This is a genomic window from Streptomyces sp. NPDC051133 (genome assembly GCF_040682635.1).
Lineage (GTDB): Bacteria > Actinomycetota > Actinomycetes > Streptomycetales > Streptomycetaceae > Streptomyces.
Map to the genome: position 1 here is coordinate 1 of NZ_JBFBBK010000180.1, position 2,500 is coordinate 2,500.

The following is a 2,500-nucleotide window of genomic DNA, read 5'->3' on the forward strand; positions in this document are numbered from 1 at the left end:
GGCTGTGCAGGAGGGCGAGCGGCGCGGTGATCTGCGCACGGTCCTGGACGGCCTGATGGTGGGCGCCACCAATTAGGGTTGGCTGCCGTCCAGCAGGGTGCGTATGTAGTCGGTGTGTGCTGTGAGGAGTTGCACGGCGCGGCCTGTCCCGTCGGGCAGGAACGGCAGGACGAGCATCGCCGGCACTGTTGCGGTGAGTGCAATCAGGGCCGCCGGGACAAATAGGGCGACGATCACGCACTGGCGGGCGCCGGGCGCGAGCGCGTGGGAGAGCCAGGACGGCATCATGAGTACCTCCTTACGAGCTGGCCTCCGCGTGGGTTCGCGGTGGCATGTCACCACTTTGGTGATCGGTTTGTTTGTCCGCCCAAGTCCAGGGCGTTCCCTCAGGTAAGGTCCGGACAAGACCGCATTGTCCGGGCGGATGAGGCCTGACGGCGCAGCACTGGGGGGTGCACGTGGTCGAGCGCGGCAAGAGAGGCCGACCTTGGAAGCCGGTCAGTACGGACAGTCCCGACGAGGTGCGCAAACTGGCGGAGTTCTTACGGGAGCAGGTTGACGCCAGCGGCAAGGACCTGAGGACGCTGGGCAGCGAGATGCACATGTCCCGCGCCACGATCAGCGAGCGGCTTGCAGGCCACCTAGTCGATGAAAAGTTCGTCAAGGACCTGCTCAGAGCTACCATCGCCGAGCCGTGGATGCGGGAGCGTCGGCTGGCCACGGCCCTCACGAAGCTGCGTGCGGTAGCCCACCAGCCCAAGCCTTCGCAATCATCGTTGCCGCAGGAGCGGCTTCATGCGGAGTTCGTCCACCTGGGGAACAACGTCGAGCGCATCATGCGCCTGCTGAAGCCCTCGCCCGGTTTCCTGTCGGACGGTGTCTGGATCAATGCCGGTGAGCTGAGCGCCCACTGGGATCCCAAGGCCCGTGGTGCGGAACAGGGCCGAGCAGGCTGGTACTTCACCGGCCGCTGCCGCGCGTTGAGCGAGCTGGTCTCCTGGCTCTCCGGCGGCGCCCCGGACGGACGGGTGCGCGTGGTGACGGCAGGACCCGGATCGGGTAAGTCCACGGTGCTGGCACGCATCGTCACCTTGGCAGACCCGGACCTGCGCAAGAGAATCCCGGTGGACGGCGTGCCCGAGGCCACGGTTCCGCCTACCGGCTGCGTCGATCTCGCCGTCCTCGCCCGCGGCCGGTCGGTGCATGACGTGCTCGACCGTATCGCCGCCGTCGCAGGGGTCGACTTGACCAGCACAGCGGAAGCCCAGCGGCTGCACATCCTCGCCGCACTCCTTCCAGCATGGCCCGCCGAACTCACCGTCGTCGTCGACGCGCTGGACGAGGCAGCCGATCCGGAAGGTCTCGCCCGCGCCCTGCGCAGGCTGGCGCGCGACGCCACCGGCCTGCGCGTCCTCGTCGGCACCCGTCCAGGCCCCCGCAACAGCCTGCTGACGGCCTGCGGGCACGACGCCCGCATCATCGACCTCGACTGCCATCCATGGCTGGACCCCGATGACCTGACCGAATACGTGCGGCGCAGGCTGCTTGCTGCCGACGACCCGCACACGCACAGCCCCTACCGTGACCAGCCGGCTCTCGCCGCACGCGTGGCGGAAGCGGTCGCCGAGAGGGCGTACCCCACCTTCCTCATCGCCCAGCTCGTCAGCCGGACGCTGACCGACAGCGACACGGTCGTCGACCCGACCGGAGAGGAACTGTCACGCCTGCTGGGGACCGTGGCCGACGCTCTGGACGACTACCTCTTCCGCCTGAGCCCGGATCACCACCGGGTCCGAGACCTCCTCCTGCCCCTCGCCTACGCGCACGGCACTGGCCTGACGCATGGCATGGTCTGGCCGCAGGTCGCCAACGCCATCGCTCAGCGCGCCTACACCCTGGCCGGCCTGGAGTGGCTGCTCGCCACGGCGGCCGACTTCCTGGTGGAGCAGACCGTCGACCAGGAGGAGATCCATTACCGGCTCTACCACCAAGCGCTGGTGGACTACCTACGCTTGGCCCACGACGACCACCTCGTCGAGCGCCGGATCACGCGCGTCCTTACCGGGCTCGCTCCGATCACTGGCGGCCGCCCGGATTGGGCTAAAGCTCCCGCGTACGTCCGCCGCCACCTCCCACGGCACGCGGCCGCTGCACGACTACTCGACCCGCTCCTTGACGACGCCGGCCTGCTCCTCGCGGCCGAGTACGGTGAGCTGCGAAAGGCGATCAGCGAGCGAAACCGTCACCTGCCAGAGCCCGACAACCGCAGTACCTGGTTCCACCATGTCCTTCCCCAGCCGGGGAAAGAACCGTCCCGGCGGGCCGCATTGCTCGAACAGTCCGCACGGCAGTTCGGCTTCGACGCCCTCGCGGACGACGTACCCCGTGTCGCTCCCCACCGCTTGTGGGCGACGCCGTGGGCACACCTGGGTCTGGACGGCGTGGCCGACGTCCACGGCTGCTGCGACGGCAACATTCACGCGGCACCCGTCGTCGACGT

The 2,500-nt window shown here is 68.7% G+C and carries 1 protein-coding gene and 1 pseudogene; one reads left to right on the top strand and one right to left on the bottom strand.

Translation table 11 applies throughout. The features are described 5' to 3' along the window. Window positions 1–72 precede the first annotated feature (72 nt). Window positions 73–288: a hypothetical protein gene (locus AB0N17_RS46100; protein ID WP_366017653.1), complete on the bottom strand. Its 216-nt coding sequence runs from the start codon at window positions 286–288 to the stop codon at window positions 73–75. A gap of 164 nt (window positions 289–452) precedes the next feature. On the opposite strand from AB0N17_RS46100, the pseudogene AB0N17_RS46105 reads away from it, so the two are divergent. Continuing rightward, window positions 453–2,500, top strand: a pseudogene (locus AB0N17_RS46105) (hypothetical protein); the annotation flags it as partial.